25 protein-coding genes are annotated in these 26,096 nt (G+C 43.1%); 10 read left to right on the top strand and 15 right to left on the bottom strand.

Going from position 1 to position 26,096, the window contains the following annotated elements; translation table 11 throughout:
• The first annotated feature begins 192 nt into the window (after positions 1 to 192).
• Positions 193 to 1,413: an ammonium transporter gene (locus tag AB4274_RS05965; RefSeq protein WP_102427718.1), complete on the top strand. Its 1,221-nt coding sequence runs from the start codon at positions 193 to 195 to the stop codon at positions 1,411 to 1,413.
• A 256-nt stretch (positions 1,414 to 1,669) separates the two neighbouring features.
• Complete coding sequence (gene cobB, locus AB4274_RS05960) at positions 1,670 to 2,404, top strand: Sir2 family NAD+-dependent deacetylase (RefSeq protein ID WP_017063867.1); 735 nt, start codon at positions 1,670 to 1,672, stop codon at positions 2,402 to 2,404.
• A 94-nt stretch (positions 2,405 to 2,498) separates the two neighbouring features.
• Here the strand turns inward: cobB and AB4274_RS05955 are convergent, their stop codons facing one another.
• The 5 genes from AB4274_RS05955 to potA all read right to left on the bottom strand — a co-directional run bounded on the left by AB4274_RS05955 (position 2,499) and on the right by potA (position 7,657).
• A complete protein-coding gene (locus AB4274_RS05955) occupies positions 2,499 to 3,536 on the bottom strand; it encodes an extracellular solute-binding protein (protein ID WP_017059627.1) in 1,038 nt (345 codons plus the stop codon).
• Between the two features lie 210 nt (positions 3,537 to 3,746).
• A complete protein-coding gene (locus tag AB4274_RS05950) occupies positions 3,747 to 4,781 on the bottom strand; it encodes an extracellular solute-binding protein (protein ID WP_050653492.1) in 1,035 nt (344 codons plus the stop codon).
• 149 nt (positions 4,782 to 4,930) lie between these two features.
• Positions 4,931 to 5,701 carry a spermidine/putrescine ABC transporter permease PotC gene (gene potC / locus AB4274_RS05945; protein ID WP_017059629.1) on the bottom strand — a complete coding sequence of 257 codons (771 nt, stop codon included), beginning with the start codon at positions 5,699 to 5,701 and terminating at the stop codon, positions 4,931 to 4,933.
• On the bottom strand, positions 5,701 to 6,558 hold the full coding sequence (gene potB, locus AB4274_RS05940; protein WP_017059630.1) for a spermidine/putrescine ABC transporter permease PotB: 858 nt from the start codon (positions 6,556 to 6,558) through the stop codon (positions 5,701 to 5,703). The genes potC and potB overlap by 1 nt, the downstream gene beginning before the upstream one ends.
• Positions 6,542 to 7,657 (bottom strand): spermidine/putrescine ABC transporter ATP-binding protein PotA, encoded by a 1,116-nt coding sequence (potA, locus tag AB4274_RS05935; RefSeq protein ID WP_017059631.1) that lies wholly within the window; start codon positions 7,655 to 7,657, stop codon positions 6,542 to 6,544. The genes potB and potA overlap by 17 nt, the downstream gene beginning before the upstream one ends.
• A 329-nt stretch (positions 7,658 to 7,986) precedes the next feature.
• Between potA and AB4274_RS05930 the strand changes: the two genes are divergently transcribed.
• The 4 genes from AB4274_RS05930 to ttcA all read left to right on the top strand — a co-directional run bounded on the left by AB4274_RS05930 (position 7,987) and on the right by ttcA (position 11,632).
• Positions 7,987 to 8,802 carry a membrane protein gene (locus AB4274_RS05930; protein WP_017063864.1) on the top strand — a complete coding sequence of 272 codons (816 nt, stop codon included), beginning with the start codon at positions 7,987 to 7,989 and terminating at the stop codon, positions 8,800 to 8,802.
• Entirely contained in the window at positions 8,795 to 9,646 is an 852-nt protein-coding gene (locus tag AB4274_RS05925; protein WP_372111318.1) for a glucosaminidase domain-containing protein, read from the top strand. The genes AB4274_RS05930 and AB4274_RS05925 overlap by 8 nt, the downstream gene beginning before the upstream one ends.
• A 122-nt stretch (positions 9,647 to 9,768) precedes the next feature.
• Positions 9,769 to 10,419 carry a DUF2987 domain-containing protein gene (locus AB4274_RS05920; protein WP_372111315.1) on the top strand — a complete coding sequence of 217 codons (651 nt, stop codon included), beginning with the start codon at positions 9,769 to 9,771 and terminating at the stop codon, positions 10,417 to 10,419.
• Between the two features lie 319 nt (positions 10,420 to 10,738).
• Positions 10,739 to 11,632, top strand: coding sequence for a tRNA 2-thiocytidine(32) synthetase TtcA (gene ttcA / locus AB4274_RS05915; RefSeq protein ID WP_017059635.1), 894 nt, complete (start codon positions 10,739 to 10,741; stop codon positions 11,630 to 11,632).
• 103 nt (positions 11,633 to 11,735) lie between these two features.
• On the opposite strand, the gene uspE is transcribed toward ttcA, so the two are convergent.
• The 10 genes from uspE to ccoN form a co-directional block, all read right to left on the bottom strand.
• Entirely contained in the window at positions 11,736 to 12,686 is a 951-nt protein-coding gene (gene uspE, locus AB4274_RS05910; RefSeq protein WP_017070547.1) for a universal stress protein UspE, read from the bottom strand.
• A 132-nt stretch (positions 12,687 to 12,818) separates the two neighbouring features.
• The gene (locus AB4274_RS05905) at positions 12,819 to 13,565 is read right to left on the bottom strand and encodes an FNR family transcription factor (protein ID WP_017059637.1); all 747 of its coding nucleotides are present in this window, start codon (positions 13,563 to 13,565) and stop codon (positions 12,819 to 12,821) included.
• 86 nt (positions 13,566 to 13,651) lie between these two features.
• Complete coding sequence (locus tag AB4274_RS05900; RefSeq protein ID WP_017070548.1) at positions 13,652 to 14,326, bottom strand: sulfite exporter TauE/SafE family protein; 675 nt, start codon at positions 14,324 to 14,326, stop codon at positions 13,652 to 13,654.
• Positions 14,316 to 14,552 (bottom strand): cbb3-type cytochrome oxidase assembly protein CcoS, encoded by a 237-nt coding sequence (gene ccoS / locus AB4274_RS05895; protein WP_017059639.1) that lies wholly within the window; start codon positions 14,550 to 14,552, stop codon positions 14,316 to 14,318. Before ccoS ends, AB4274_RS05900 begins: the two co-directional genes overlap by 11 nt.
• Positions 14,552 to 16,924 (bottom strand): heavy metal translocating P-type ATPase metal-binding domain-containing protein, encoded by a 2,373-nt coding sequence (locus tag AB4274_RS05890; RefSeq protein WP_029235846.1) that lies wholly within the window; start codon positions 16,922 to 16,924, stop codon positions 14,552 to 14,554. Before AB4274_RS05890 ends, ccoS begins: the two co-directional genes overlap by 1 nt.
• A 5-nt stretch (positions 16,925 to 16,929) precedes the next feature.
• On the bottom strand, positions 16,930 to 17,409 hold the full coding sequence (locus tag AB4274_RS05885; RefSeq protein ID WP_017059641.1) for a FixH family protein: 480 nt from the start codon (positions 17,407 to 17,409) through the stop codon (positions 16,930 to 16,932).
• Between the two features lie 108 nt (positions 17,410 to 17,517).
• Positions 17,518 to 18,492 carry a cytochrome-c oxidase, cbb3-type subunit III gene (gene ccoP / locus AB4274_RS05880; protein ID WP_017063857.1) on the bottom strand — a complete coding sequence of 325 codons (975 nt, stop codon included), beginning with the start codon at positions 18,490 to 18,492 and terminating at the stop codon, positions 17,518 to 17,520.
• Positions 18,492 to 18,665, bottom strand: a complete 174-nt coding sequence (locus tag AB4274_RS05875; RefSeq protein ID WP_004733679.1) for a CcoQ/FixQ family Cbb3-type cytochrome c oxidase assembly chaperone — start codon at positions 18,663 to 18,665, stop codon at positions 18,492 to 18,494. The genes ccoP and AB4274_RS05875 overlap by 1 nt, the downstream gene beginning before the upstream one ends.
• Positions 18,666 to 18,674: 9 nt before the next feature.
• On the bottom strand, positions 18,675 to 19,295 hold the full coding sequence (gene ccoO, locus AB4274_RS05870) for a cytochrome-c oxidase, cbb3-type subunit II (protein ID WP_017059643.1): 621 nt from the start codon (positions 19,293 to 19,295) through the stop codon (positions 18,675 to 18,677).
• 11 nt (positions 19,296 to 19,306) lie between these two features.
• The gene (gene ccoN / locus AB4274_RS05865; RefSeq protein WP_102424429.1) at positions 19,307 to 20,740 is read right to left on the bottom strand and encodes a cytochrome-c oxidase, cbb3-type subunit I; all 1,434 of its coding nucleotides are present in this window, start codon (positions 20,738 to 20,740) and stop codon (positions 19,307 to 19,309) included.
• A 252-nt stretch (positions 20,741 to 20,992) separates the two neighbouring features.
• Between ccoN and AB4274_RS05860 the strand changes: the two genes are divergently transcribed.
• The 4 genes from AB4274_RS05860 (at position 20,993) to AB4274_RS05845 (ending at position 25,919) form a co-directional block, all read left to right on the top strand.
• Positions 20,993 to 21,358 (top strand): hypothetical protein, encoded by a 366-nt coding sequence (locus AB4274_RS05860; RefSeq protein WP_372111313.1) that lies wholly within the window; start codon positions 20,993 to 20,995, stop codon positions 21,356 to 21,358.
• 114 nt (positions 21,359 to 21,472) lie between these two features.
• On the top strand, positions 21,473 to 22,657 hold the full coding sequence (locus AB4274_RS05855) for an FIST signal transduction protein (protein ID WP_017063855.1): 1,185 nt from the start codon (positions 21,473 to 21,475) through the stop codon (positions 22,655 to 22,657).
• Positions 22,657 to 24,378: an ATP-binding protein gene (locus AB4274_RS05850; protein ID WP_017059647.1), complete on the top strand. Its 1,722-nt coding sequence runs from the start codon at positions 22,657 to 22,659 to the stop codon at positions 24,376 to 24,378. The genes AB4274_RS05855 and AB4274_RS05850 overlap by 1 nt, the downstream gene beginning before the upstream one ends.
• A 938-nt stretch (positions 24,379 to 25,316) precedes the next feature.
• Positions 25,317 to 25,919, top strand: coding sequence for a porin family protein (locus tag AB4274_RS05845; RefSeq protein WP_017059668.1), 603 nt, complete (start codon positions 25,317 to 25,319; stop codon positions 25,917 to 25,919).
• Positions 25,920 to 26,096 lie beyond the last annotated feature (177 nt).

The following is a 26,096-nucleotide window of genomic DNA, read 5'->3' as shown; positions in this document are numbered from 1 at the left end:
ATTAAGAACCAAGAAAGTGCACTAATAAATTTATGCGCTATTAATCAATAATTTAAAAGTAAAACCTGTTGCACGAAAATTACCCTTCACACTTGGAACGCATCTTGCGTTCACTGTTGAGTCTTTAATTAATTACAACATTGAATCGCACGATATCAGTGCAAATCAGATAAAGCGAAGGAGAATGCTTTAATGAGTGAAACGGTGACTCAAGTTCATAGTGCAGTACAAACCCTTACCCAAAGTTCAGATACTTTATTCCTATTACTCGGTGCCATCATGGTTTTCTTGATGCACGCTGGCTTTGCTTTTCTAGAAGTCGGTACCGTTCGAAAGAAGAACCAAGTAAACGCGCTCGTTAAGATCCTGTCGGATTTTGGTGTCTCCGCCATTGCTTACTTCTTTATCGGTTACTGGGTTGCTTACGGTGCACACTTTTTTGCAGACGCAGAAACACTTTCGCAAGGCAACGGATATGAACTGGTTAAGTTCTTCTTCCTAATGACATTCGCTGCGGCAATCCCAGCGATCGTTTCAGGTGGTATCGCAGAGCGTGCACGTTTCTACCCAATTTTGATTGCGACACTGTTTACGGTTGGTTTCATCTATCCATTTTTTGAAGGCATCATTTGGAACGGCAACTTTGGATTCCAAGATTGGCTAGAAGGCCAGTTTGGTTATGGGTTCCATGACTTCGCAGGCTCTGTAGTGGTTCACGGCGTAGGTGGTTGGATTGCTTTGGTTGCGGTTTACTTCTTAGGGATGCGTAAAGGTCGAATCCGTGCAGGCAAACACACCAACTTCGCGCCATCGAATATCCCATTCTTAGCACTAGGCTCTTGGATCTTATGTGTCGGTTGGTTTGGCTTTAACGTGATGTCAGCTCAAGCAATCAACGGCATCAGCGGCCTAGTGGCAATGAACTCACTCATGGCCATGGTTGGCGGTATTCTTGCGGCTCTAATTGCAGGTAAAAATGACCCGGGCTTCATCCACAATGGTCCTTTGGCTGGTCTCGTCGCTATCTGTGCGGGCTCAGATTTGATGCACCCACTTGGCGCTTTGGTGACGGGCGGTGTGGCAGGTGCGCTGTTTGTTTACCTATTTACTTATATGCAAAACAAAACACAGATCGATGATGTACTGGGTGTATGGCCTCTACACGGCGTATGTGGTGCCTGGGGTGGCGTTGCTGCTGGTATCTTCGGCCAACAAGCTTTCTGGGGTCTAGGCGGCGTGAGCTTTGCTTCTCAGTTGATTGGTACAGTCGCAGGTGTTGCTGTTGCTTTCGTCGGCGCGTTAATCGTATACGGTGTGTTGAGCAAACTAACAGGCCTACGCTTAAGTGAAGAAGATGAATTCAACGGTGCGGATCTTTCTATCCATAAGATCTCTTCTATCAACGAAGACTAACGTTGTTCACTTGGTGGGGTAAAGCACATCAAGTAGACAACTGTTGAACAGAACTAAGCGGCTTCGGTCGCTTTTTTGTTTCTATGGATAGCAAAACAGAGAATTTGAGTAACAACAACCACAACTATCAAGCGAGTTATGTCACAAATAGCCAATGAATTCAGTTGCCTAAGACTATGGTCTAATCCCCAAAACTATTGTTGGAATTTGAACAGTGCTAAGCTGTTACAAAGTGACATATCTAAAAGGACGTTATATGCATTTCCCATATCGAAATATCGTAATTCTTACTGGCGCTGGCATCTCTGCAGAGTCGGGGATACAAACATTCCGAGCACAAGACGGGCTATGGGAAAACCACAAAATCGAAGATGTAGCGACGCCTGAAGGGTTCGCAAAAGATCCTGACTTGGTACAAGCCTTCTATAACAAGCGTCGTCACGGCCTGCAAAGTGAGAGCATTCAGCCCAATTCAGCCCACAAGGCGCTAGGAGAGCTAGAAGACAAGCTTGATGGCAAAGTTACCATCATTACTCAAAACATCGACAATTTGCACGAGAGAGGCGGTAGCAACAACATTATTCACATGCATGGTGAACTTTTAAAAGCGCGTTGCAGTGAATCCAATCAAGTTGTAGAGCACAAAGGCGATATTGAAACGGGTGAACTTTGTCATTGCTGCCAAATCCCTGCACAAATGCGTCCACATATTGTTTGGTTTGGCGAAATGCCACTAAGAATGGGCGACATTTATTCCGCACTGGAAGAAGCGGATCTGTTTATCTCTATCGGAACTTCAGGTGTTGTTTATCCAGCGGCAGGCTTTGTTCACGATGCGAAAATGCATGGTGCACATACTATCGAGATAAACCTCGAACCAAGTGCGGTTGAAAGTGAATTTGAAGAGAAGCGCTACGGCAAGGCGAGTATCGAGGTGCCTAAACTGGTTGGCGAGTTATTATGTACAGAGAAAGGTTCTTTAACGGCCTAAGCCTTGTCTTTAATAACACACATCAGTTTCTGAATCTGAAAAAATAAAGCGGCTTACGCCGCTTTATTTACTTAACTTCTTAACTAACAATAACTTAGTTGTTTACTTTAAGTTTTTGGAAGTACTCGTCATAAATAACGCTCGCTTCACCAACTTCATCTTGCCACACACCGTTATCCATCACTGATTGTGGTGGGAAAACGTTCTTGTCTTCAGCAAATTCTTTAGGAAGAAGAGGGTAAGCGGTTTTAACTGGTGTCGGGTAACCGATCTCTAGAGCAATTTTCGCAGCGTTCTCTGGGCGAAGAAGGAAGTCGATCATCTTATGAGCCGCTTCAGTGTTCTTAGCGCCTGCTGGAATTGCTAGGCTGTCCATCCAAAAGATAGCGCCTTTTTCTGGCCAGATAATGTCAATCGTTGCGCCTTCTTGGCGTGCCATGTAAGCAGAACCATTCCAAAGCATACCAAGAGACACTTCACCTGCTAGGTAAGGGTTCGCTGGGAAATCTGAGTTAAATACCAATACGTTTGGCATTAGCTTACGAAGTTCTTCGTAGGCTTCTTTGATTTCTTCAGGGTTAGTCGTGTTTGGAGAGTAGCCCAGTTTAGATAGAGCGATATGGAAAACCTCACGAGAGTCATCCATCATCATCAGTTGACCTTCCCACTGCGTATCCCACAGATCGCCCCAGTTTTTAACTGAAGACTTGTCTAGCATGTCTGAGTTGATACCAATACCCGTCGCACCCCAGATGTATGGGATTGAGTAGTTGTTATTTGGGTCAAATGGCTTATCTAAGTAATTTGGATCCAAATCTGCAAAGTGGCTTAGCTTGGTTTTATCAAGCTCTTGAAGCATGCCTTCTTTACGCATCTTAGAAACGAAGTAAGTAGAAGGAACCACTAAGTCGTAACCCGTACCTTGAGTTTTTAACTTAGCGTACATGCTTTCGTTAGACTCATAAGTTGAGTAGTAGACTTTAATGCCCGTCTCTTCTGTGAAGTCTTCTAGTACTTCATTTGGAATATATTCAGACCAGTTGTAAAAATACAGTTCTTGGTCAGCTGCGAAAGAGGGTGTAGAAAGTAAAGTAGCAGCACACAATGCGCCGGTATACAGTGTTTTTTTCATTACTGTTCCGTTCATTTGTTTGATTTGGAGCTGGGTAGTGAACCCAAGGTAAAGGATTTCGAAAAATCGCGCTATATTATAGCAGCGATATAATAAAATAGGCAGCCTAAGCTGCCTATTCATTGATATTCTTATTTTTAACTTATTGATTATCTACGTTGACCTGTTAAGTAAACTGGTTACTTAGCCACAGTTAGATAATAAGCTAAATTACTGACCTGCTCTAAGTTTCATGAAGTAATCTTCGTACTTCACTGTCTTATCGCCAACCGCAGCTTGCCATTCAACACGATCAAGGTCTTCTTGCGATGGGAATAGCGCAGGGCTATCTTTGAACTTCTCGTTAGACGCTTTAACGGCCGTTAGGTAGCCTGTGTCACGAGAAATTTGCTCAGCAATTTCAGGGCGAAGTAGGAAATCAATCATCTTATGAGCTGCTTCTACGTTTACCGCACCAGAGCTAATCGCAAAGTTATCAACCCAACCGATACCGCCTTCTTTAGGGAAAACCAGTTTGATTGGTAGACCTTCGTTTTGCGCTGCAGCAGCAGAACCGTTCCACAGCATACCAAGACCCACTTCACCAGACATGTAAGGCGCGCCTGGGTTGTCTGAGTTAAATACTAGAACGTTTGGCATAAGCTTTTGTAGCTCAGCGTACGCTTCGTCGATCTCTTTTTCGTTGGTTGTGTTACCAGAGTAACCTAACTTACGCAGTGCGATGTGGAACACTTCACGAGTGTCGTCCATCATCATCAGTTGACCTTCAAGCTCTGGCTTCCATAGATCAGCCCAGCTTTGGAAATCTTCTGGATCGTACATGTCAGTGTTAACAGCAAGACCTGTGATCGCAACTACGTGTGGAATAGAGTAGTCGTTGCTTGGGTCGTACGGCTTATCTAGATAGTTAGTATCTAGATTCTTGAAGTTGTTCAGCTTAGTTTTGTCGATCTTTTGTAGCATACCTTCGTCACGCATCTTAGATACGAAGTAAGTCGACGGCACAACTAGGTCATAGCCTTTGTTGTGTGTTTTTAGCTTTGCGTACAGGGTTTCGTTCGACTCGTAAGTCGAGTAGATCACCTTGATACCAGTTTCATCAGTGAACTGTTCTAGAATCTCACTGTTGATGTAAGGTCCCCAATTCATGAATACCAATTCTTTGTTATCTTTTGCAAATGATGGTGCAGATAACATTGAAAGCGCACATGCACTACCAGCTAATAGAGTAGCCCATTTTTTCATTGACGTTAGCTCCAAACTAAACGTTGCCCGAAGGCAGTAGATAGAAAAACAGAATGGCAATTTACCATTCTGTTTATGATTAACATTTTTTTTGAACTTGAAGTCTCTTAACTTCTTAATCAAGCCAGTCTCTATATAGAGTAGGAGACTTACTTGATTTTTTCTCTCGCTAATGACTGAGAAATGATCACCAGTATTAACGACACCACTAACATTACTGTTGCTAGGGCGTTTACCTCAGGAGAGATACCCACTTTAACCATTGAGTAAATCTTCAGTGGTAAGATTTCATACGTTGGGCCGGTTACGAAAGAGCTAATGATTACATCGTCCAAAGACAGAGTGAAGCTCAATAACCAACCCGCAGCAACCGCTGGCTTAGCAAGAGGCAGAATGATCTGTTTTAGAATCGTCCATTCACTTGCACCTAAGTCTTTTGCTGCTTCTAGCATCTTCACATCGAAGCCATTCAAGCGACTGTATACCGTTACTACAACAAACGGTAGACAGAAGGTAATGTGAGCAGCAAGTAGGGTAAAGAACCCAAGTTGAACACCCATTACCAAGAATAGCGCAAGAAGCGAAATCGCCATTACGATATCTGGAGACATCATTACGATGAACAGCATGCCATTTACGATGCCTTTACCTTTAAATTGGTAACGGAATAGGGCTACTGCTGTAAGGCTCCCGACAATCGTTGCGGCTGTTGCTGAGAACACCGCTACGTTGATCGAGTGCCACGCAGCCTGCATTAGGCTGTCGTTGTTAATAAGCGCGTCATACCATTTAGTGGTGAAGCCACCCCATTTCATACCAAACTTATTGGCATTAAACGAGTTAGCGATCAATACGATAATAGGTAGGTATAGAAAGGCGTATACCAGCGCCATAAAGCTGAACTTAACTGTGCGCCCCATTAGTCTAGCTCCACTTTCTTGTTCAATAGCTTACCTGCTCGGTAGTAGGCATACAGCATCACAGCCATTGCCATGGTCAGTGCGATACTCGTCGCTGCGCCAAACGGCCAGTCTCGAGCGTTGAGCACTTGGCTCTTAATCACGTTACCAATCAATAGGTTCTTAGCTCCGCCTAATAGGTCAGAGATGTAGAACATACCTAACGCTGGCAGTAGCACTAACAAACAGCCGCCAATAATGCCCGGCATTGTTAGTGGTAGTACCACTTTCAATAGCGTTTGCAGTTTGTTCGCACCTAAATCTTTAGCCGCTTCTAAATACGTATCGTCCAGTTTTTCAATCGCTGAATACAGCGGCAGAATCATAAACGGAAGTAGGATGTACACTAAACCGATCATTACTGCGGTTTCTGAGTACATGATACGTAGCGGTTTATCAATGATATCTAACGCTAACAAGCTTTTGTTCAAGACACCTTGCGTACCCAGTACAATTTTTAATCCGTATGTACGAATCAAAGAGTTCGTCCAGAATGGTACTATCACTAGGAACAACATGATTGGACGCCACTTCGCCGGCATTTTTGCCACGATGTAAGCGAATGGGTAACCAATAATCAAACAAAGTAGGGTTGCGACAATTGCCATATAGAAAGAGTGCATCAACACTTTAAAATACAGCGGGTCAGCCAAACGCACGTAGTTATCGAGAGTGAAGGTCATCTCGATCAAGTTCGCTTCATCACGAGTTAAGAAGCTAGTACCAATGATCATGATGTTTGGAATCATCACGAACAACACTAACCAACCTGTGATTAAAGCAACAATTGCGTTTTGTAAATTAAACTTCTTGCTCATCTTCTAATACCACTTCCCAGCTCTCAACCCAAGTTACTGCAACTTTTTGGCCCAGTGAGTGATCAACATCAGGGTCATCTTCGTTGAAGAATTCGCTAACCATGACACGCATACCAGATTCAAGTTCTACGACTGAATCTAATGTCATGCCTTTATAGGTTCGCTCGACAATGTGGCCAACAATACCGCGTTGCTCTGACTCTTTAATTTCTTCGATTCGAAGATCTTCAGGGCGAAGCAATACTTGCAGTTTTTGACCCGGTGTTACGTCTTTATCGTGATAGATAATGGACTCTTCACCTTCGATTGTCGCAACAATGCGTTTTTCATCTTGACGAGATTTCGCTGTCGCTTCGAATACGTTAATTTCACCAATGAAACGCGCTACAAATAGGTTCTTAGGCTCTTCGTAGATCTCTCTTGGTGTTCCGTCTTGTTCAATCACGCCATCACGCATAACAATAATACGGTCAGACATAGACAGCGCCTCTTCTTGGTCATGCGTTACAAAAATGAACGTGATACCAAGTTGGCGTTGTAATTGTTTCAGCTCGATTTGCATCTGTTTACGTAGTTTGTAATCCAGAGCAGATAGAGATTCATCCAACAAAAGAACTTTAGGCTTATTAACGACAGCACGAGCGATTGCGATACGTTGCTGTTGACCACCAGATAGCTGGTGTGGCTTTCGTTGTGCCATTTGTTCTAGGCGCACCATTTTCAAAGCATCCATTACACGAGGTTCAATCTCGCTGTTTGGAACTTTCTGCATGCGTAAGCCAAATGCCACATTGTCGAAAACGGTCATATGCGGGAATAGGGCATAGCTTTGGAATACAGTGTTTACATGCCTTTGTTCAGCAGGAACTTGGGTTACGTTTTGTTCAGCTAATAGTATTTGACCACTATCTGCCGTTTCAAAACCCGCAATCATTCTTAGCACGGTTGTTTTACCACAACCTGATGGGCCTAAAATCGTGAGAAACTCACCATGATTTACGTTTAAATCCAGATTGCCGATGACTTCCTTACCATCGAAACTTTTACTGATGCCAGTTAGCTGTACTACTGGCTTTCCTACTGATTTTTTAGCGTTCAACGTCTGTTTTTCTCCACCTTGGTTCTATTTGAGACCTGTTGCTATACACCTTTAAGGCGCGCATCATAATCACCAAAAACGTGAATTCAAAGCATTTTTTACCTTTCGAAGATAAAAAATTTCGCAGGTAAAAGTAAACATCCTTTACCATACTGTTATTTACTGGGTCTACACCCTAACAAGTGTCTAATTATTAACCATTAAGACGCAAAAGCAAGCCTTGTTACAGATTCATATTTTAGTTTGTATCCGACATATGAGTATAATGAAGGTAATTTTTTATCAATAAGTTAGGTGGCTTCGCTTAATCGGCACACCTAGGTATCAATATGAACAACGACATCGAAAAAGATTTTAATTTGGGCGGTAGTATCAACCGTGCACTTTCTGGCGATTATGAGCTCAAAGCAACGGCTGTATTCCAAGAAGCTTGGAAACATACGATAAGTCACTTTCTTTCGTTTTCCCCAGCGATTATTGCTTTGATGTTTGTGCAGCTCGCTATCTTTTATATCGCACTAAAACTACAGCTTGGTGATCCTGCGGTTATCTTGGATGCGGTTATCGACCCAGAGTCGTTCACGCCACAAATCGTTGAATCGATTTTTATTGCGAACTTTAGCTATGAAGTGATCAGCGCGCCTATCTATGCCGGTATCTGTTTAATGGCAATGAGCCACGCCGCTGGCCTACAAACCAAAGTACGCCACATCGGTAAAGGTTTGCAGTTTACGGTTCCGGTTATTCTAGTGACTTTGTTTAGCCTAATGCTTCAAGGCATCGCAGGTATGATTCTGCCGTTTCTGTCGATTTACTTCTCACTTGCATTCAGCCACTCAATCCTGTTGATTTGCGATAAGAAAGTACCACCAATGCAATCGCTTCTGCTTTCTCTGCGTGCTGTCAACAAAAAAATCTTCACCGTTGCTTCTATCTACCTATTAGTAATGCTGATGTTCATCGTCGCGGCAATGATGTACGGCATTGGCCTTATCTTCGTTTTACCTTTCTTCTTCCACGTGAAAGGGATTCTTTACCGCGAGATGTTTGGCATTAAACTCAAACTGATCGCGTCAGACAGACCAAAGAGCGACGACGACCACAACGGTAGCAACAATAAAGACCCACAGGTATTCGATGCATAACAACTCTAAATTAAGCGCAAGTAAATCACTTGCGCTAAAAGTGACAGCATTAGCCTTAGTTGGCTCGATCTCGTTAGTTGGCCCAATGCTTTACCAACAAGAAGAAGAGCGCAGGCGAGCGGGGCAAAAGGCTCCAGACTCCGAGCAAAACTTTGGTGACTTGACCGTCTCTTCTGATAAGCCAGATTTCGCAGCGATTGAAGATGTAAATAAAAAGAAAGACACCTTCTTTTCTTATCTTCGCCCAAGTATCAACATCGAAAACAAGCGAATCACCAAAGAACGTGCGTTTCTAACCAAGCTTTCAGAGACGGGGTTGAACAATGTTGACTCTGAAGACGCGTCATACGCAAAGAGACTAGGGAAGCTGTATAGCCTGCCTGTACCTTCATCGGGCTTAGATGACGCTTGGCTGAAAGAAATGTTGAATCGTGTAAACGTGCTACCTGAAGCGCTTGTGTTAACTCAGGCGGCCAATGAATCAGCTTGGGGTACATCTCGTTTCGCCACTAAAGCAAATAACTATTTTGGACACTGGTGTTACACCAAAGGTTGTGGCCTTGTTCCGCTACAACGTAACGAAGGTAGCTCGCATGAAGTCGCAACATTCTCTTCAAGCCAAGAATCCGTACATCGGTATTTCATGAACCTTAATCGTAATCGTGCTTACGCCGATCTAAGAGTGATTCGTGCAAAACTTGATGCGCAAGGTGATGATCTTTTAACAACCGCAACGGCGACAGAGCTCACCAATGGCTTGTTAAAATATTCTGAGCGAGGTTCCGACTATGTGACTGATTTACAAGCTATGATCCGTCACAACGAGGTATACTGGAAAAAGTAACTCATTTTGATACCAACTTGGTTGCCTTCGATAGTCGGCTTATACCAGTAATATCACAAAAAGAGCAGCTCATTGGCTGCTCTTTCTATTTATAAACGCTCAACTTCGACAAGATTATAATAATGAAAAAGACAGCACTCGCTTTATTAGCCTCATTAAGCCTTGGGGTTTCTCTTCCTGCTTCAGCGCAAGAATACATGTTCACGTATTCTAAGCTTTATACTCAGCTGAAAAACAACACCAAAGAAGGGCATGATGATGTCAAAGTTGCGGTCTTCTTTGTTGATCAACAAGCTCAGCAAACCTGTCACATCAGCAAAGCTTGGATGGAAAAAGAAGAGCACTACGAAGAGCTAAAAGTCTCTCCAGCCAATGAACTGCTTCTACCGGTAGATCAAAATCTACGCTCGGCAAATCCTCTTATCTTTGTACAAACTAAAGAACAAGAGTGTGCGTATTCTTTAGTTGTGATGACTCAAGAGCCTTTAGCTGGCACAGTAGAAGTTGCACAGATAGAAAACCTATTGCCACAGATGCAGGCGATGCTTGAAGACGTCAGCGGCATGTTCTCTGGTTGGTTCACGCCAGATATCCAAGGGTTAACGCTAGAGTTCGCTAATAAGCTGGAAGGTAACATCGAGCTTTCAAATGGTAAGCAACTACCAATCAAAGAAGGGCGAGCGAAATTCACCTTAGAAGAACTGAATGGAAGTGACAGCATCACGTTGCCAGAACCAACAGTTCGCGTATTGCCGTACATTCCCGCGCAATAATTTTTAACAGAATCATTGTTAGTGAAGTAAAAGCTTAGCGAAATCATCCCCCTAAGTTTTTGCGACATATCTTAAAGCAGCCTCATCGAATAAGATCAGGCTGCTTTTCTTTATCTATGATACCAACCGAGAGCTTGTGAAGCCGCGTTTCTCTGCCGTTTAGGCGCTTATCGAACAATAAAAGCAGAATCTTTCTATTACTCAGCTTGTTTATCCGGCCGTTACTATTTCAACATCAAATAAAAATCCGTATAATCCACGCCCTAAAACAGTCCCACTAGCAATCTACAGTCGGTAATACGACGGTGTGAGAGTCGCAATGAACCAAAACGATAATAGAAAAGAAACACTTGAATTCAACAAACTTCAGAAACGTCTGAGAAGAAATGTTGGAAATGCCATCATCGACTACAACATGATCGAAGAGAATGACGTAGTAATGGCATGTATTAGTGGCGGTAAAGATTCATTTGCGATGTTAGATATTTTGCTACGTTTACGTGAAGCAGCACCGATCAAATTTGATGTTGTGGCAGTAAACCTAGATCAAAAACAACCTGGGTTCCCTGAACACATTCTTCCTGAGTACTTTGAAACGCTGAACATTCCTTACTACATCGTAGATAAAGACACGTATTCAGTGGTTAAAGAGAAAGTGCCAGAAGGTAAAACAACGTGTGGCCTATGTTCTCGTCTTCGTCGTGGTACTTTGTACTCATTCGCAGAGAAGATTGGTGCAACTAAGATCGCTCTGGGTCACCACCTAGACGACATCGTTGAGACCATGTTCCTAAACATGTTCCACGGTGCGCGCTTAAAGGCTATGCCACCAAAGCTTCGTTCAGATGATGGTCGTAACGTTGTTATTCGTCCACTGACTTACTGTCGTGAAACGGACCTAATCAAATACGCAGAACATAAAGAGTTCCCAATCATTCCTTGTAACCTATGTGGCTCTCAAGAGAATCTACAGCGTCAGAACATTAAAGCGATGCTAATTGATTGGGATAAGAAAACGCCCGGTCGTGTTGAGAAGATCTTCAAGTCAATCCAGAACGTAAGTCCAAGCCAACTGGCTGACCGCGAGCTGTTTGACTTCGTGAACCTTCCACTAGACCGTAGTGAAGACCGCAAAGCGTACGAATTCGAAGAAGCTGAAATTTCATCTTCTAACATCGATGAGTCAATGTTCATCGACGTAACGAACGTATAATAAGAATAATCGTTGTAGAGCAATAGATGCGCCTACAACAGACAAACAAAAACGCCTCAAGCAATGCTTGAGGCGTTTTTTTATAAGTTAAACTATCCCTGACCTAACCTTTCGAAAGGTTAGGGTCTAGTGGGCTGACGTAACCAGACGGTTTAAGAGCCAACACATCACAGTTAATCTTATCGATAACATGTTCCGCGGTATTACCAATAAACACGGCAGACAAGCCAGTACGACCCGTTGTACCCAGAATCACCATCGCAGCGTTATTTTCAGAAGCGACGCGAGGAATAACATCTTCTGGCAAGCCTTGTTCAACCACAGTTTGTTCTTCACACATACCGTGCTTCTGGCGCAATGCTTTCATTGCCGTTAAGTGATGGCCACGAACCGCATCGGTATAAGACGTTGGATCAAACTCTGGCAGTTCAATGGTAATATTCGCAGGTGTCACAGGGTAGGCATTCACCAAGAACGGTTCCGCATCCAAACGACCGGTGATCTCTAGCAATCTGTCGACCATCGTATCGTTAAGCTCTAAATGAGCTTCTGTTTCAGAACCTACATGAACTGAAGCAAAAATCTTCGCGTGATCTGGCCAGAAATCGTTTTTAACCAATAGCACTGGGCTAGGGCACTTTCTCAACAGATGCCAATCGGTTGGAGTGAAGATGACAGATTCCAAAGTATCGTGTTTACGCGTACCTTTGATTAAGATGTCGTGCTCGCCGCTGTAAACCTCAGCGATGATCGCTTCGTACGGGCGGTTATGCCAAACCACTTGTACATTAAATTCAATAGAATCATCTAGGTAAGGTTCTGCGACTTTATTCATCCAAATTTCGCGTTGGTGAATTACGCCTTTGCGCATTGCGTCTCTTTCATCGATAGAGAGCATAGATGTCATTTCATACGAGAAGTCGTATATCGACAAAAAGAAAGTGATGTGGCTTGTTGAGGTGCTTTTCTTAGCAAGTTGGATAGCACGAACTAGAGCAGGCTGCTCATCGTGATTAATGTCTGCGACAACTAAAATTTTGTTATAGATACTCATAACTAAGCCTACTTTTCAGACCGAACATATAAATAATGTAGCGTAGTTATGGAGAGATTAAGAGAAATATAAGAGGTTTTAAGAGAGAAACATGATGTAGCTCATTATTGAACTACATCATTGATATCTAGACTATTCTTTTGAAACGCCAGCAAGTTCCATCAACGCATCGTGATCTTCGATAGTGATATATTTGCCTTTAACGCTCAAGATGTCTGCTTTTTGGAAGCGACCTAGAAGACGGCTGATTGTTTCAACAGTCAAACCAAGGTAGTTACCAATATCGCCACGAGTCATCGTTAGGCGGAACTCACGCGGGCTGAAGCCACGTTGAGAGAAGCGAGTCGAAAGGTTGTAAAGGAATGCAGCAAGACGCTCTTCCGCGTTCTTCTTAGAAAGAAGCAGAATCATTTCTTGGTCACCTTTAATCTCGTTACTCATCAGGCGCATAATTTGCTGACGCAATTTAGGCATTTTTCCTGATAGGTCATCAAGAATCTCATATGGGATTTCACATACCATAGAAGTTTCTAGCGCTTGTGCAAAACTAGGGTGTTGGTCACCAGTAATCGCATCGAAGCCAACAAGATCGCCCGCTAGGTGGAATGCAGTAATCTGCTCATCACCTTGCTCGGTAATCGTGTAGCTCTTGATCGTTCCAGAGCGAATAGCATATAGAGATTTAAGCTCGTCACCGGCTTTAAATAACTCTTGGCCTTTTTGAATAGGCTTTTTTCTCTCAATGATCTGATCAAGTTGATCGAGTTCAGATTCATTCAAAGTAAACGGAATACAGAGCTGGCTAATACTACAATCCTGGCAATGGATCGCACAGCCACCAGACTGAACGCGTTTCGTCACAGGCTTTTCAGAAATCATAACAATCTTTCACTATTTGATATACGTCAATATTTTAGCATTCCTTTATCCAGTTGGGTAGTAAAAAAACCGGATTTAAAGAATGGCTATACGGTATAAATAATGAGCTGTAGTGCCATATAACCGGTATAGAAACCGTAAATGAGGATTAAAATTGCGCCTAGTTGGCGAAATAAGTCAGCTTGTTGCAGTTTCTTGAGGAAATTAGCACCCATACCAACCGTCAGCATCGCTGGGAGCGTCCCTAAACCGAAAGCAAGCATAATACCTGCACCGTTGTACCAACTTCCTGATACGGCCGCCCACGTAAGCATTGAGTAAACTAAGCCACATGGTAGCCAACCCCAAATAAAGCCAAACGGCAAAGCGTGGCTAGGGTGCTTCAAGGGTAGAAATGATTTACCTAAAGGAGAGATATAACGCCATAGCTTCTGTCCGACTTTTTCAAAGAACAACAAGCCGAACCACCATTTACCGATATACAAACCTAAGACGATCATAAAGCCAGCTGCAAATAATCGCAGCCAACCTAGCAGAGCGTTAAAATCGCTTAGCTGACCTATCGAAGAGATTGCACCGCCAATCACACCACCAATCACGGCATAACTTAGCAAGCGCCCTAGGTTATAAAGTAGGGGAATAACAGGGGAAGGTTTACTGTTGCCAATCGAAAGAAGCGACGCAATACCACCACACATTCCCATGCAATGGCCTGCGCCGATCAATCCAACAACAAAGGCTCCGATCCAATCAGGCGTCATCGTTCTTTTTGTCTACGTTAGTTTGGCTTTCGCTGTTAGCTTTCTCATTCTTGACAGGTTTACTATCAGAATGGTTGTGAGCCTTTTCGTCTTCATCAAACAGTATATTGTGACCTTGACGTTCTAGGTCTTCAAACTGTTCGCTCTTCACCGCCCATAGAAAAATACCAACAGCGATGCACACCAGTACAATCGCAATGGGGATCAGGATGTATAAACTTTCCATTATTTACCTTGCTCTTTTAAAAGCCTTAACGAGTTAGACACAACAATAATAGAGCTGGCAGACATGCCCACAACGGCAATGTATGGAGCAACCAAACCCGCGACAGCCAATGGAAGGATAAGTAAGTTATATCCTAATGACCAAGCTAGGTTTTCACGAATTATCTTACGTGTTTTTAACGCCAAAGTACGCGACTTAAGTAATCTATCGAGCTTATCACCCAGTAACACCATATCCGCAGAAGCTTTCGCCACGTCTGTACCGCCGCCCATAGCGACAGAAAGGTGGGCACCTGCAAGAATAGGGGCATCGTTAATGCCATCGCCAACCATCATGGTAATGTCACTTGCATCTCGAGAGTTCAGGTAAGCAAGTTTATCTTCAGGTTTCGCGTTAGCAACAATATCAGTAATACCAATCTCTTCAGCAACAGGCTTCGCGTTAATCAAAGAATCGCCAGTAAGCAGAGTTGTTTTGATGCCCGCTTCTTTAAATTGCTTAATAAACTCGATGCTTTCTTTACGGATTGGATCTTCATAAGTAAATGTAGCGATATGACGACCCGCCATCGACAAGTAAATGCCGTTGCTTTCCGATGGTTGAGCTTCACCTAGAATGAATTCACTACTACCAATCGCAACTTCTTGGCCATTCCACTCACCAGTGATACCTGAACCAATCACGTTATTAACTGACTCTACTTCGATCTCATCAGAAAGATGAGTCTTGAACGCCTTAGCGATAGGGTGGTTAGCGTGTTGTTCCAGGCTCGCCGCTACTTTGAGACAAGTGTCTTTATCAAGTTCAGCGAAGGTTTCAACTTGGCTGATACGAATATCACCCTCAGTCAATGTACCTGTTTTATCGATGATCAAGTGATTCACTTTGCACAAGGTTTCGAATACGTGGCCTTTGCGCAGCAAAATACCGAAGTTACCCATGCGAGACGTTGAACAAGTAATCGCCGTCGGTGTTGCCAGTGACAGAGCACAAGGACACGTTGCTACCAATACCGAAAGCATGATCCAGAAAGCGTCTTCTGGTCGTGTTTGGTGCCAGTAAAACCAAGTACCGAATGAGATGATTAAGATCACCGCAACAAAGTATCGAGCCACAACATCAGCAATTTCTGCAATGCGGGGTTTAGACAATTGCGCTTCGTCTTGCAGGCGAACGATATTGGAAATAACCGAATCCGCTTTTGACGTCATTACTTCCAATTCAAATGATTCATCACCATTCAATGTACCAGCAAAGACGGTATCGCCTTCGTTTTTGACCACATGGATAGATTCGCCAGTCAGCATCGATTCATCGATATGAACTCTGCCAGACAATACTTTGCCATCGGCAGGAATGTGCTCACCCGGTAGAACGCGAATTTGGTCGCCAACTTTTAAGGTTTTGACTGGAACTTGTTCGCCATCTAACGTTGTTGCCATAGCAGGAACGAGCTTAAGCAGGTTACCACTAGCAGCGGCGGCTTTACGACGAGCGCGCATTTCAAGGAAACGACCAAGCAGTAGGAAGAAGGTAAACATCGAGATAGATTCGAAGAATACTTCACCTTTCTCTGTCACCGTTGCGACCAAACTTGCAACGTAGGCAAACAAAAGAGCGATCGACACAGGTACATCCATACCCAATGTTCGACCTTTGAGGCTACGCCACGCGTTGATATAGAAAGGCAATGCAGAGTAGAGCAGAACCGGTGTTGCAAAGATTAAGCTCACCCAACGGAAGTAGCTTTTGAATTCGGGCTCAAGGTTACCAAAGACTTCAAGATAAAGCGCAACAGCCAGCATCATGACCTGCATGGTTGCTAAACCAGCAATGCCAAGACGATAGAGATAATTCTTCATCGATCGATGATAGGCGGCTTCTTGTTGATCAGCCTCAAAAGGTGCGGCTTTGTAGCCTAAGGTATGGATTGCAGACAACAGCTCGCTCAGTTTCGTCTGAGTGTTGTCCCAACTGAGCAGGGCGCGGTTAGTCGTGGTATTAACACGAATACTAACAACCCCTAACTTTGAAGAGACTTGCTTTTCAATAAGCCAAGCACAAGCAGCACAAGAGACACCTTCTAGTGACAATGTCACTTCAGAGGTGTTTTCAGAGTTACGGACGAACTCCAATTGAACATCTTCGTTGTCGTAATGACTGAGTGCCAGAAGTTGCTCTGGCACGAGATCCGCTTTTTCAGCTGGAGCGGTACGATATTGGTAGTAAGAGACCAGACCGCTATCAACGATTGTCTGGGCTACGGTTTCGCAACCCGGACAACACATAGGTCGCACCGATCCTAAGATTTCTACTTTAAAATCCGTTTCCGCTGGTACATCTTCACCGCAGTGATAACAGGATTCACACATAAGATTTAGTTCGTTAGTTGAGTAGGAGTATCAATAGGGAAGTTCATGCGACCTTGCACTAACCATTCAGAATCATGCGGAGAAAGCTCGATAAACCATGGACCTTGCATTTCATGATCCAGAGTCAACGTGTAGTTGCCTCTCGCATCAGCGGTCAGTAGCTGAGTAAAATCACGGTCAGGCAGCGTTCGGTGCACGAACATTGCGCTAATAGCAGGGAAGTGGTCTAGTTTGCCTTTGTCGAGAGTAATGATAACTGAGTTACCTTTCTCGCTAACTGAAGCTGATAAGCCAAGCTCTTTAGCAACATTTACTTTCGAAATGTCGACATTAATACCTTTACCTTTTTTATAGTAATCTTCAGTGACAACGTTAACTGAATGGTTGGTAAGTATCGCGACTCGAACCAATGTTAGCATAGAAACGCCAACGGTTAGGAAGATCAAAAACCACGGCCAAAACTGCTTATACCAAGGTTGTTCCATATTATTATTCTCAATATATACAATGAAATAAAACTAATTTTTACAAACACTTAAGGTTATAACTGTAAAAGAAAGACAGCCCCTTAAGAAGGGGCTGTTATTATTATGTTACTCTTTATCTGAGTTGCTGAGGCTCCAGACGTAGGCAGAGACGAGCTGAACCTTATCCTCACCGAGGATGTCCTTCCAAGCCGGCATTACACCAGAACGTCCGTACATGACTGTTTCCGTCACATCAGCGCGAGAATCGCCAAATAGCCAGTCGCGGTCAGTCAAGTCAGGTGCGCCAACAGCAGGGTTACCCTTACCATCAGTACCGTGACAGGCTGCACACACTACAAAGCGCGCTTTACCAGCCTCTGCTTCACGTGCGTTTACGCTACGACCAGAAAGGCTAAGCGTGTAGCTAACTACTTCTTTTACGCCTTCTTCGCCAAGAGCGTCTTTCCAACCTGGCATTTGACCGACACGACCATGCATGATGGTAGTAACGATAGCTTGTGGTTCACCACCATATAGCCATGCGTCATCAGTTAGGTTCGGGAAACCTTTCTGACCACGTGCATCAGAGCCGTGACACTGAGAACAGTTTTGTAGGAACAAACGTTGGCCCACTTTGATTGCATCAGCATCTGATGCAATGTCAGGGACGGAACGTAGACCATTTTCGTCGTGAGCTAGCTTTCTGAATGCTTCACCAAAGTAGGTGTCTGCATCATCAAGCTCTTTCGCGTATGCGTCTAACTGTTTGTTTGCTTGCGCAGCAGCGATTGCAGAGCGAGACTCTTCTACGCTACGAACTGTTTGGTTTGAACTCGTCCAACCTAGTAGACCTTTAAAGTTGCCAAGGCCTGGGTATAGAGCTAGATAAACAGCTGCAAACACAATTGTGCTAACGAAAAGGTATGTCCACCATTTAGGTAGCGGGTTATTAAGCTCACGAATACCATCGTATTCATGGCCCATATCCTGACCTTCTTCTACACCTGTTTTATCGTTGGAACACCAACGAAGTAAGGCTGCACAGCCAATCAATGTACCGATTGTGATTACTGTTACCCAAATACTCCAGAATGTACTCATTACTTCGTCACTCCTTGATTTTTATCTTTCGCAGGTGCTTCATCAGCGAACACTAGGTTTGCATCTTCGTCGAAGCGCGACTTACGATTTTTACCGAAAGCCCACCAAACGATGCCGATGAAACAAGCAAAAACAGTAACAGTCCAAACACTTTGAAATGTAATAATGTCCATAATTATTCCTTATTTCATTGCGTGGCCAAGCGATTGAAGGTAAGCGATGATTGCATCCATCTCTGTTTTTCCTTCAACATCTTGTTTAGCGTTAGCAATTTGTTCGTCTGTGTAAGGAACACCAAATTGATTACGGAAGATTTCAAGCTTCTGTTTAGTCAATTTGCCATCAAGTACATTCTCAGCAAGCCATGGGAAACCAGGCATGTTTGATTCAGGAACAAGTTCGCGAGGGTCGATAAGGTGAACGCGGTGCCACTCATCAGAGTAACGATCACCAACACGCGCTAAATCAGGACCAGTACGCTTAGAACCCCATAGGAATGGGTGTTCCCAAACGCTTTCGCCAGCTACAGAGTAGTGACCGTAACGTTCAGTTTCAGAGCGGAAAGGACGAATCATTTGGCTGTGACATACGTTACAACCTTCGCGAATGTAGATATCACGACCTTCCATTTCCAGAGCAGAGTAAACACGTAGATTTTCTACAGGTTCAGTAGTCTGCTTTTGGAAAATAAGTGGGGTAATTTCTACTAAAGCACCAAAACTGATAGCAATAACGATAAGAATCGCTAGTAGGCCAACATTCTTCTCTACCAACTCATGGCGATTATTTGAATTTGAGCTCATTCTAAATCTCCTTAAGCCGGTTGAGGGATAGCTTTAAGGCTATCTTTAGGTGCAGAAACAGTTTTGTACGTGTTGTATGCCATTAAGAACATACCAGATAGGAAGATGAAACCACCTAAGAAACGTACAAAGTAGAACGGGTAAGACGCTTCTACAGATTCAACGAAGCTGTAAGTTAATGTACCGTCAGAGTTAACTGCACGCCACATCAGACCTTGCATCACGCCAGAGATCCACATTGCTACAATGTAGAAAACCGTACCAATCGTTGCTAACCAGAAGTGAACATTGATTAGGGATACAGAGTACATACGCTCTTGACCAAATAGTTTAGGAACTAAGTGGTAAACCGAACCGATAGAAACCATTGCAACCCAACCTAACGCACCAGAGTGAACGTGACCGATAGTCCAGTCCGTGTAGTGAGATAGTGCGTTAACCGTTTTGATTGCCATCATTGGGCCTTCGAAAGTCGACATGCCGTAGAATGATAGAGAAACGATTAGGAAACGTAGGATTGGGTCGTAGCGAAGCTTATGCCACGCACCAGATAGAGTCATAATACCGTTGATCATGCCACCCCAAGATGGAGCAAACAGAACCAAAGACATAACCATACCTAGAGATTGAGTCCAGTCAGGAAGTGCAGTGTAGTGTAGGTGGTGAGGACCAGCCCAGATATACAGAGACACGAGAGCCCAGAAGTGAACAATCGACAAACGGTAAGAGTAAACAGGGCGACCAGCTTGTTTAGGAACGAAGTAGTACATCATGCCTAGGAAACCAGCTGTCAATAGGAAGCCTACCGCATTGTGTCCGTACCACCATTGCACCATTGCATCGATCGCTCCGGAATAAATCGAGTACGATTTAAACGCAGAGACAGGAACAGCTAGGCTGTTAACGATGTGCAACACGGCAACCGTGATAATGAAGGCTCCGAAGAACCAGTTTGCTACGTAAATGTGCGATGTCTTACGTTTAATCATGGTTCCGAAGAACACGATCGCATAAGCTACCCACACAAGAGTAATAGCAATATCGATTGGCCATTCAAGTTCTGCGTATTCTTTACCAGAGGTTAAACCTAACGGTAAAGTAATTGCAGCGGACAGGATAATCGCTTGCCAACCCCAAAAGGTAAAGGCTACGAGAGGGCCACCAAAGAGACGCGTCTGACAGGTACGTTGTACAACATAATATGATGTTGCAAACAGCGCACTTGTACCGAACGCAAAAATAACCGCATTAGTATGCAGGGGACGTAAACGACTGTACGTCAACCACGGCGTATCAAAGTTTAGCTGTGGCCAAACTAATTGAGCGGCAATCAAAACACCAACGCCCATACCGACAATACCCCACAAAATTGTAACTAGGGTAAATTGACGGACGACCGTATAGTTGTAGTTTTGTTCAAGCTGCTTTTCTTGGCTCATTTGCATGCTTCCAATTTCTTATTTACTACACTTTACTTCCAACACGACTCACGTCGTAATGCCACCCAAATTAGAAAAGGAAATTCAGCCTATTCAGGGCTTTATTTCCACTTGCTGATTTTAAAAAAAAGTGGCATTTTCAACGCGACACTATACTTGAATTAACAAATCAATGACAGAGTAGTAACCTTACGCTTGGTCTGGAATTGGATTTTTATTTAAAAACTTTGAACTTTGTAACAAGGAGTAAAGATTATAATGGCGGCACAAAAGCTAACAAAAGGCAGGCTTGTTCAAATTATCGTCATGTTGGTTATTTTAATAGCTGCATTTACTTGGAGAACAGTAACATACGATAATAACGAAACAGTAAACTGTATAGTTTCAAAACCTTGTAAATTTGGTATTGATAATCATAATGTTTCAGTTTCAAGCAATAACCTAGGGTATTCGATCGAAACATCTAAAACTGGCAAATTTATCATTAGCTATAATGAAAGCGGAATTCTGGAAGAAAAAGGACCATCAAATTGGCTGTTACAAACTAGTGATAAGACCTCCTCAATAACGGTTACATTTCCACAACAGTTGAGCACGTTTTCTGTAAACCTTTCTAAGGAGTAACAGAGAGAAACTGGGGCACACCTCGGTTCTTTTGATAGAAACATGTACCAAATCAGTGAAACACAATGCATTAAAGTGTTATAAAGAGAGCATTAATAAAGTTACCCAGAATCTATGAAATTTCTATCAAAAGTCTCTTACTCCCTAGATGATAAAATCGCAGTAGATGAGTTGCTCAGCGGGGTGGAAAACCCTGACGATATTGCTTGTCTTATTTGCTACTGCACAGAAGAGTATTCGACACTCGCTGTGCAGAGATATTTCGTAGATGCTCTCCCGAACACTCCCATACATGGCTGTACTACTTGTCACGGCATTATGACCGAAACTGGTTTTCATTCTGGTCCAGTCATTGGCGTCCTCATTATTCATGACTCGGGGATCAACGCCTATGGTACGGGAATCGAACATTTCAGCGACTCCATAGACCGCAGTACCTTCAGCGCGATAGACAAAGCACTCAAGAACGCCAACCGAGAAGGTGAAATTCCTGATCTTATCTTGCTGCATTCCACACCGGGTAACGAAGAAAAGGTGATGGCGGCTATCGATAAGAAATTTGGTACTGAAGTGCCAATTATTGGTGGCAGTGCTGCAGACAACCAGGTTTCCGGAAATTGGAGTATCTTCACCGAAGAGTCGCTGTCTATAAATGGTGTGTCTTTAACGGTAGTGTTTGCGTCTCAGTCCATCTATTCCTCTTTCAGCGCGGGTCATACGCCTACGCGGTATTCAGGCACCGTGACCAAAGTAAGAAACCGAATTTTGTTGGAGATAGACCACAGGCCAGCCGTCACCGTTTACAACGAATGGACTAATTTCCACTTAGATGGCAGTGATGATGGCTACATATTCGAAAAGTCGTCAGTCTACCCATTAGGCAGGAAAGTCGGCTCTTCTTACGATTACCCATATTTCAAATTGTCTCATTCGATCAGAGAGACGGAGTGTAATGGGATTGAGCTGTTCACAGACATCAGTGAAGGCGACACCATCTACCTGATGCAAGGGTCTAAGCAGCAGTTGATTAGCCGCGCCGCGAATATCATTCACTCCTCATACTACAACGACATGGATCTTGAAGAGAAACTAGGGGCGATCAATATCTTTTGTGCAGGCCCAATGTTGAACCTTAAACAAGATATGGATGAGGTTTGTGACCAAATAAATCAAGCACTTAATGGGCTCCCATACATATGTCCATTTACGTTTGGTGAACAAGGCAGGCTCTCTGGTGGCGAGAATGCACACGGGAATTTAATGGTATCGTCTGCAACGTTTTATAGGTTGAAAAAGTAATGGGTTCTGAAGGTCAAGAAGCGCTGCAAGAAGCACGTATTGAACTGCAAAAACTAAAAGCCCGTGAGCGAAAGCTGGCTGAAGAGAACAGGGTGATCTTATCAACCATCTCTGCGATCAGTAAGGCAAGTAACATATCTGAGATATTCTCCAGTCTCGAGTTCGTGCTCAAAAAATACATTAAGTTTGATGACTTTATCGTGGTATCAAGGGTAGGGAACGAAGGCAGTTTCAAAACCCTGCTAAGCAATAACAAAGTCTTCGAACAGATGAATTGGAGTGATTGTGGCAAGTTATCTCGAGTGATCAATGGAGAATGCGCCATCCTTTTTGAACCCAAGTCTCTGGGTGAATTCAATTCCTTACATCCCATTATCCTCGATCAAATCAACTCTGTTCTAATTACTGGTATCGATAGCGGACTAACACAATCCGTCATCATCTTTATCCACTCGAATACCAAGCACTTTAGTATTGAAACTAAGGCCACACTAAACCGTTTTCGACCGTTGATAGAGCGTGCTGTTTTCGATATTGAGAACAAAGAAAAGCTTGAAGCAACCGTTCGAGAACGTACCGCAGAGCTTGTCACAGCAAGAAAAGACGCAGAAAGAGCCAACAAGGCCAAGTCTGAATTCCTCGCGATGATGAGTCATGAATTAAGAACACCGCTAAATGCCATAATTGGCCTAATAGACACCCTAAAATCCACATCATTGAACGAAGAACAACAGTCTATACTGCTTAATATGAGCACATCATCTGAGCTATTGCTGGCAATTATCAGTGACGTATTGGATTTTTCTAAGATTGAATCTGGGTGTTTCTCGTTGGCTCCTCAATGGAGCAACGTAAGAGACACTGTAACTTTTGTATTATCTGAACAAAAGAAGACAGCAGACGATAAAGGTTTGCCGCTAACAGTAACTAGCGATATCCCTGAAGGTGAACTTCATTACATCGACCCAAGTCGCTTGGCACAGATCCTATTTAATTTGATCGGTAACGCGATTAAGTTCACTGAGCGTGGGCATGTCCATGTTTCTATAAAGTACCAGCAGAGCTCTTTCTATATAACGGTGGAAGACACAGGGATTGGCATTAGCTCGCAACAACTTTCGTCGCTGTTCAGTCCATTTGTGCAAGCTGATAGCACAATCACACGTAGATTTGGTGGCACAGGTTTAGGCTTGGCCATCACTAAAAGACTGGTTGAACTGATGCGCGGGCGCATATCGGTAAAGAGTGAGCCTGGAAAAGGCTCCAAATTCGAAGTACAGTTGCCAGTGCTTACTAGAGTTACGAATAATCTGGCTAACAAAGAAGACGAATCTTCACGAGAGTTAAGAAGCCGTTATTCAGTGTTAGTTGTCGAAGACAATCCAACGAATCAAATGGTGATAAAGTTAATCCTTACAAGACAAGGCCACGAGGTTTTCATCGCAAGTAATGGTGAAGAAGCGATTGGCTTTATTGAAAGAGGCAACGAATCAATAGACATTATCTTAATGGATGTGTCGATGCCGGTCATGGATGGATTAACCACAACCAAATACATGAGAGACGCAAACATCAAAACACCAATCGTTGCGCTAACAGCACACACATCAGTAGAAGACAAATGTTCGTGCTTAGATGTCGGCATGAATGATTTCGTGACCAAGCCAGTAAGAACTAAAGAGATCACAGAAGCAATTGATCGATTAATGCTTGAAGTCTAATAAACGTATTCTTAATCGAAGATTAGGAAATATGTTTATTAGGTATTTTATGGTAAATAGCCTTACTGTTAAATAGAACATCGATTTGGTAGATAAACAAGAGGCAGGGCATCGCACAAAGATACCTGCCTTATAAATACCAAACACCATTTAACATAATATACATAATACGCACCAAAAAGGAGATTGAAATCTGAGAGGTTTCAGGGCCTGTTACTCGCGTAATTTTACGTACAGCGCCGCATGAATCTATCTATTTAATTACTGGCTGGCTTTGACTCCGCGTTAATTGGATTAAATCGTGATGGCTTTATCACATGTCTGCTCAAACTTAATTAAGACTTCTAATTACGGATGCCTCTCCAAAGTTAGTCCAGAGTCTCTGCTGGTTGAGTGTTAAAAGCTATTACCCTGATTTTGCTTACCAAAAGAACCTAGATGATTAACGCTTCCACTAACTCTCGGTCTATTGTCCGTACTACCAATAAACTGAAAAGACTTGGTTACTCTTGTTCGCTAGATTTAACGGTCCCAAAAGACCAAGCGAACTCCCGAATCATCTAGTCTTGTTTACCTATGTTGGCTTGTTCTTCACCAAATTGAATCAACTATCAACGTCATCAGTAACATCCGTACTCGTTTTTCAAACCACTAACTTTGAATTTTCTGATGCCCAACGGTCATTGTTACCAAACTGCGTTGCCATCCAAAACGAACTTCTATAAACGACTTGGCTAATCGTAAGTTACAGTGCAACATAAATTCTATTAACCTCTGTCTGGACTATATTAACTTGTCTCATAACTGCGATAATGACACTTCTATTACCAACAAGTCTTTAAAATCAGATCTTTAGGCTAGTTCTCAATTAGTTAGAGTATCTTTTGTTTGTTAACATATTCTGGAACAGAATAACTTATTATCTTAGAAGGCTTTACATGAAAATCAGTACAATCGCCCTATCGCTATTCACCGCTTTTTTTGGCATCAGCTCGCAGGCGCTTGCTAGTGAAAACGAAAACTCACCTAGAGAGCATGGTCATTTTTATGCTGGTGTTGATATCGGCTTTTATAATGAAACTGAATTAGAATATCGTGGCAGCGCCATTGAAGATTCATCTGATCTATCAGACTTTAGCTATAACTTGGTTGGAGGCTACGAATTCAATACACATGATGTCGTCAAACTGGGGCTAGAAGCCGAGTACCGAAAAATCGGAAAAGTTAGCTATAACGACTTAATGGATATTGAAGGCCATGCTTTCTTCGTAAACATTAAACCAAAGTTTATTGTTGAAGGTGACGTATTAGATCTGTATGTATCTTTATTAGCCGGTGTTGGCTCTATGGATATGGAAGCGAAAGCTTTTGGAGTATCAGACTCTAAGTCTGAAGCAGCCTACCAAGTTGGTGCTGAGCTTGGTGCGATGGTAACAGACAACATCGATATCCATATTGGTTACCGCTATGCAAACGTTGAAATTGAATCCATCGATGTGTCACCTCAAACCGCTTACCTAGGTGCAAGGTACCACTTCTAAACTTGATTCACTCGTAGGCTCAATACTACTAAAGCCGTCCTTTTAAAGCTCGGCTTTAATTTTGATCACCTATTTCCCTACTCGACCTCTACTTTGACAAGACAATTCAACCATAAATAAAGTTACGTTGTATCTTCTGTAAAAAGTTACAACTTGAAAGCTTTGCCCTAACGCAAA

The sequence above is a fragment of the Vibrio sp. 10N.261.55.A10 genome, from assembly GCF_041470825.1.
GTDB lineage: Bacteria > Pseudomonadota > Gammaproteobacteria > Enterobacterales > Vibrionaceae > Vibrio > Vibrio crassostreae_C.
The sequence above is the reverse complement of the archived record's forward strand: the minus strand, read 5'-3'. Positions and strand labels throughout refer to the sequence as shown.

Bases quoted from the DNA above. Each gene is read 5' to 3' on its own strand.
- AB4274_RS05850 (WP_017059647.1), top strand. From the start codon at position 22,657: ATGGGTTCTGAAGGTCAAGAAGCGCTGCAAGAAGCACGTATTGAACTG.
- AB4274_RS05875 (WP_004733679.1), bottom strand. From the start codon at position 18,665: ATGGACATTATTACATTTCAAAGTGTTTGGACTGTTACTGTTTTTGCT.
- AB4274_RS05885 (WP_017059641.1), bottom strand. From the start codon at position 17,409: ATGGAACAACCTTGGTATAAGCAGTTTTGGCCGTGGTTTTTGATCTTC.
- AB4274_RS05920 (WP_372111315.1), top strand. From the start codon at position 9,769: ATGAAAAAGACAGCACTCGCTTTATTAGCCTCATTAAGCCTTGGGGTT.
- AB4274_RS05930 (WP_017063864.1), top strand. From the start codon at position 7,987: ATGAACAACGACATCGAAAAAGATTTTAATTTGGGCGGTAGTATCAAC.
- AB4274_RS05845 (WP_017059668.1), top strand. From the start codon at position 25,317: ATGAAAATCAGTACAATCGCCCTATCGCTATTCACCGCTTTTTTTGGC.
- cobB (WP_017063867.1), top strand. From the start codon at position 1,670: ATGCATTTCCCATATCGAAATATCGTAATTCTTACTGGCGCTGGCATC.
- potB (WP_017059630.1), bottom strand. From the start codon at position 6,558: ATGAGCAAGAAGTTTAATTTACAAAACGCAATTGTTGCTTTAATCACA.
- AB4274_RS05860 (WP_372111313.1), top strand. From the start codon at position 20,993: ATGGCGGCACAAAAGCTAACAAAAGGCAGGCTTGTTCAAATTATCGTC.
- AB4274_RS05905 (WP_017059637.1), bottom strand. From the start codon at position 13,565: ATGATTTCTGAAAAGCCTGTGACGAAACGCGTTCAGTCTGGTGGCTGT.
- ccoP (WP_017063857.1), bottom strand. From the start codon at position 18,492: ATGAGTACATTCTGGAGTATTTGGGTAACAGTAATCACAATCGGTACA.
- uspE (WP_017070547.1), bottom strand. From the start codon at position 12,686: ATGAGTATCTATAACAAAATTTTAGTTGTCGCAGACATTAATCACGAT.
- AB4274_RS05890 (WP_029235846.1), bottom strand. From the start codon at position 16,924: ATGTGTGAATCCTGTTATCACTGCGGTGAAGATGTACCAGCGGAAACG.
- ccoN (WP_102424429.1), bottom strand. From the start codon at position 20,740: ATGCAAATGAGCCAAGAAAAGCAGCTTGAACAAAACTACAACTATACG.
- ttcA (WP_017059635.1), top strand. From the start codon at position 10,739: ATGAACCAAAACGATAATAGAAAAGAAACACTTGAATTCAACAAACTT.
- AB4274_RS05950 (WP_050653492.1), bottom strand. From the start codon at position 4,781: ATGAAAAAATGGGCTACTCTATTAGCTGGTAGTGCATGTGCGCTTTCA.
- AB4274_RS05955 (WP_017059627.1), bottom strand. From the start codon at position 3,536: ATGAAAAAAACACTGTATACCGGCGCATTGTGTGCTGCTACTTTACTT.
- AB4274_RS05925 (WP_372111318.1), top strand. From the start codon at position 8,795: ATGCATAACAACTCTAAATTAAGCGCAAGTAAATCACTTGCGCTAAAA.
- AB4274_RS05965 (WP_102427718.1), top strand. From the start codon at position 193: ATGAGTGAAACGGTGACTCAAGTTCATAGTGCAGTACAAACCCTTACC.
- AB4274_RS05900 (WP_017070548.1), bottom strand. From the start codon at position 14,326: ATGACGCCTGATTGGATCGGAGCCTTTGTTGTTGGATTGATCGGCGCA.
- potC (WP_017059629.1), bottom strand. From the start codon at position 5,701: ATGGGGCGCACAGTTAAGTTCAGCTTTATGGCGCTGGTATACGCCTTT.
- ccoS (WP_017059639.1), bottom strand. From the start codon at position 14,552: ATGGAAAGTTTATACATCCTGATCCCCATTGCGATTGTACTGGTGTGC.
- ccoO (WP_017059643.1), bottom strand. From the start codon at position 19,295: ATGAGCTCAAATTCAAATAATCGCCATGAGTTGGTAGAGAAGAATGTT.
- AB4274_RS05855 (WP_017063855.1), top strand. From the start codon at position 21,473: ATGAAATTTCTATCAAAAGTCTCTTACTCCCTAGATGATAAAATCGCA.